This is a genomic window from Sphingobium sp. D43FB (genome assembly GCF_002312805.1).
GTDB lineage: Bacteria > Pseudomonadota > Alphaproteobacteria > Sphingomonadales > Sphingomonadaceae > Sphingobium.
In genome coordinates, this window is record NZ_NMUA01000085.1 from 1 (window position 1) to 4,424 (window position 4,424).

The 4,424-nt window shown below is 60.9% G+C and carries 1 protein-coding gene and 1 pseudogene; both read left to right on the forward strand.

The features are described from left to right. Positions 1 to 127 precede the first annotated feature (127 nt). Positions 128 to 3,039 (forward strand): annotated as a pseudogene (locus tag SxD43FB_RS23045) (Tn3 family transposase). Positions 3,040 to 3,351: 312 nt separating this feature from the next. After that, positions 3,352 to 4,197 (forward strand): IclR family transcriptional regulator, encoded by an 846-nt coding sequence (locus tag SxD43FB_RS23050; RefSeq protein ID WP_255245880.1) that lies wholly within the window; start codon positions 3,352 to 3,354, stop codon positions 4,195 to 4,197. Positions 4,198 to 4,424 lie beyond the last annotated feature (227 nt).

Below are 4,424 nucleotides of genomic sequence, written 5' to 3' on the forward strand. Positions count from 1 at the left end.
AGCCGCGCGATCAGCCAACCCGACTTCAACAAGGCAAACGGAAAACACACCTCCAGCTGTCCCGGAATTAGCGAAACCGCTGTCCGCGATTTAGCGAAACGAATGTCCCGTTTTTACGAAATACGCACTGTTCGGCGTGCCCGAGACCCGCGAGGATCTCGCGCGGCACTATATGTTGTCGCCGCGCGACCTCGTTTCCGTCGTGGCCAAGCGTGGCGACACAAACCGGCTCGGCTTCGCGGTGCAGTTTGCGCTGCTTCGCCATCCAGGGTTCGGCTTCACGCTCGAGGAGGGCGCGCCCGAACACCTTGTCGCCTTTATGGGTGAACAGATTGGCGTCTTCGCTTCGGCGTTCGACCGCTACGCTGCACGCCCCGCCACCGCGTCTGTTCACGCACGCGACGCCGAGGCGGCGCTCGGATTGCGACAGCCGACCAATGCCGACCTGCCTTTGCTGATCGAGGCCGGGGCCAAAGCAGCATGGTCGACCGATCGCGGGGTGCCCATTGTGATCGGTATCACCGAAGCGCTTCGGGCGTCGTGTATCACGCTGCCATCGCCGTCGGTGATCGAGCGTGCCGGAATCGCCGGTCGCGCCCGCGCGCGACTCCGCGCCTACGACGCCCTGCTCGTTGGTGTATCCGCCGACAGCCTGGCCAAGCTCGATGCTGTGCTGGTCGTCGATCCGCAGACCGGGCTGACGCCGCTCGCCTGGCTGCGCGAGATTACCACCGCCCCGACGCCGGACAATGTGCGCGGGTTGCTTGACCGACTGGCGCGCGTGCGCGACATCGGGCTGCCCGTCGCGATCGGCGACGCGATCCATCCCGATCGGCTTCGCCAGCTCGTCCGCGAGGGTCGTGCCTCCTCTGCGCAGCTTATCAGTCGCTATACACCGTCGCGTCGGCGCGCTACGCTTGCGGCGATGATCCTCGACCAGGAGGCAAAACTGATCGACGCCGCGCTCGACATGGCCGATCGCATTATCGGCGGCAGCTTTACGCGCGGCAACAACAAGCAAAAGAAAAGCTACGCGGCAACCACGCGCGATGTCGGGCGCATCATGCGGCTGTTCGATCGCACGGTCGTTGCGCTGGAGGAAGCACAGGAAAGCGGGATTGATGGCTTCGTCGCGGTCGATGCAGCAGTGGGCTGGGACAAGCTGCTCCGCGCACGCGGCGAAGCCCGCACCATCGCCAGTCTTGCGGGCGAGAACCCCTTGCTGCGGGCGGCGGACCAGTGGAGCCGGCTGCGCAAATTCACGCCGCTGCTTCTCGAAGCCATCGATTTCAAGGCTGGACGCGGCAGCGCGTCGACGATCGCGGCCGTGAACACGCTGCGCGAAATGAACCGCTCGGGACGCCGCGATGTACCCCCGGCCGCGCCGATGCCGTTCCGCAAGGACTGGCGGACGCTGGTCAAGGAGGGCGGCGACAAGCCTGATCGCCGGCTCTGAGAAACCGGCCTCATGGCGCACCTGCGCAACAAATGGCGCTCGGGCGACGTGTGGGTCGAGCGCTCGTCCAATTATCGCAAGTTCGACAGCTACATGCTTTCCACCGCCGAGGCTGCGCCGATCGCCACCGACCTGAAGCTGCCTGCGACCGCCAACGAATGGATCGGGGTCGCGAACTCGACCGGCGGCTGAAACGCTTCTCCCATCGCCTCGCCCGCGGCCAGGTCGAGGGCGTCACGTTCAAGGACGGCAAGCTGTCCATCACTCCAGTGCGTGCCGACGAGTCCGCTGCCGCCAAAGCGCTCGCCGCGCGCATCGACAGCCTGATGCCACGCGTGCGCATCACCGAACTGCTCCACGAGGTTGCACGCGCGACCGGTTTTACGCAGACGTTCCTCAATCTTCGGACCCGGGAACAGCATGACAACGAAAACGCCTTGCTCGCCGCGATCCTGGCTGATGGCTCCAACCTTGGTCTCGCACGCATGGCACAGGCGAGCCAGGGTGTTACTCCTGACCAACTCGTCTGGACAAGATCGGCCTATATCGCACCCGACAACTACAAAGCCGCGCTGGCACGGATCATCGATGCCCATCACGCGCTGCCGATCGCGGCGGTATGGGGTCAGGGCACGACGTCCTCATCGGACGGCCAGTTCTTCCGCTCGGGTAAGCGCGGCAGCGGCGCCGGGGACTTCAACGCCAAATACGGCGTCGATCCGGGCTTTTCCTTTTACACGCACGTCTCCGATCAGCACGGCCCCTATCATGTCACTGTCATCTCGGCCGCAACACACGAGGCACCCTATGTACTCGACGGCCTGCTTCACCATAGCACCGGGCTGGGGATCGACACGCATTACACCGACACCGGTGGCGCGACCGATCACGTTTTCGCACTGTGTCGGATGCTCGGATTCCGCTTCTGCCCGCGCCTGCGTGACTTTCCCGATCGCCGGATGGCGTGCGTCGATGCCCCTGGACAGTATCCCTTGCTGAAACCACTAATGGGTAACCGGGTGAAGGTCGATGTCATCCGCCAGCATTGGGACGAAATCGTCCGTCTCGTCGCCTCGATGAAAGCGGGTGCCGTCCTGCCCTTGGCAATGCTGCGCAAACTCGCCGCCTATGAGCGCCAGAACCAGCTCGACCTCGCACTCCGTGAGATCGGCCGCGTCGAGCGCACGATCTTCATGCTCGATTGGCTGGAAAGCCCCGCATTGCGCCGACGCTGTCAGGCCGGCCTCAACAAGTCCGAACAGCGCCACTTCCTCACGCAGGCAATCTGCACTTTCAAACAGGGCCGCATCGCCGATCGCTCCCACGAGGCCCAGCAATTCCGCGCCTCGGGCCTTAATCTCATCATTGCCGCGATTGTCTATTGGAACTCGACCTACATCGCGGATGCGGTCGCGCCTCTTCGCACGATCGGCGAAGACGTGTCGGACGAACTGTTGGCGCACACCTCGCCCGTTGGCTGGGGGCATATCGCCTTCTCAGGCGACTTCCTATGGGATCGCGCGGCCGCGATGCCAGCTAAACGGCGACCGCTCAACCTGGCACGGACGAGCGGGGCCACTTGATGCAAGCACATGTTTCGCTATCTGTACTCGCTTAGCGCAATTCAGATAACATCCGTTGCGACAAACTCATAATGGAAACTACAGCCTGTCGCCTGAATGGTCGCGAAGCGGCGCAACCCGCACTAAAGACCAAAACCGATGGCTTTTCGGTCTTCTACACCCACCCGCGCACAGGTCTCATAAGACTGGTCTTTCAACTCGTTGACCAAGCGGGGACCGAGCGGATGAGTATGCGTGTTGCTTCACCCGCGATCATGCGCAATAATACGGCCCTGCTGTAATTCCAGCTTGGGTATGCTGGAGCCATGTCAGATGATGTTCAGATCGCTACATAACTCAAATCGGATTATCATGGACCACCAAAAAAAAGTAATAGATTCGACTGAAGATAAATTCGAAGACAATGATAGTCCGAGAAAGTCGATTCAATCGGTTGAAATTGGAGTAAGAGTCCTCCTGGCTTTGATGAAGAAGGGGGAGGGGGCGTATCTCCGAGAAGTCGCTGAGAATTCCGGCCTATCTCGTAGCCAAGCTCATCGTTATTTGCTGTCTTTTGTCAATACCGAAGTGGTCGAGCAGGACCAAAAGAGCGGACGATATTCGCTAGGGAGCTTCGCAGTACGTCTGGGCTTGGCGGCGATGGCCCGACTGGACACCGTACGGATAGCTAACATGCATTTGGAGAATGTGCTGGCAGAATTGAAGGCCACGGGCTTGCTCTGCGTTTGGGGCGACTACGGTCCGACGGTCATTCGGTGGGTCGATGGAGGAATGCCGCTGTCTACATCGCTGCACACGGGGTCAGTCCTTCCGTTGCAGACGTCATCGACCGGCATCCTCTTCTTGGCGTATTGTCCCCGAGCACAGACTTGGGAACGGGTCAAACTGGAACGGGCGGAAGGCATTATTGTTGATGACCTCAGGCTTGAGGCCCTGATTGACGAGGCGAGGCAACTTGGTTTCGCGCGTACTTTCGGAACTTTCGTGCCGGGACTATCAGCCGTGTCAGCGCCGATCCTAGACTCGCAAAATCGCTTGGTTGCGACGGTAAGTGTCCTAGCCCGCTCTCAACATAAAGCGGTTTTCAGCGAGGCCAAGATGGCAAAAATTATCGAGGCAGCGCAAGGCGCAAGCAGGGCGCTCGGCTGGCAGGGCTAGCCCGGTCGCAGAAGGGTAATCTGAGATTCCTGTTGAGATGAGGCAACGGCATGGTCATGAGGAGCAAATCAGGTGAGGCAATGCGCAGTTCACCTACTAGCCCGTATAATTCATCGCGTTGTTGATCGGGCGTCAGGATTTCGGTTTTTGGTTGGAGGCAGGCGCGGTGCATCACTCCCGGGGATGAGCCGAAGGTCGGGTATGTTGAGGCTTGCGGGTTGAAGGGA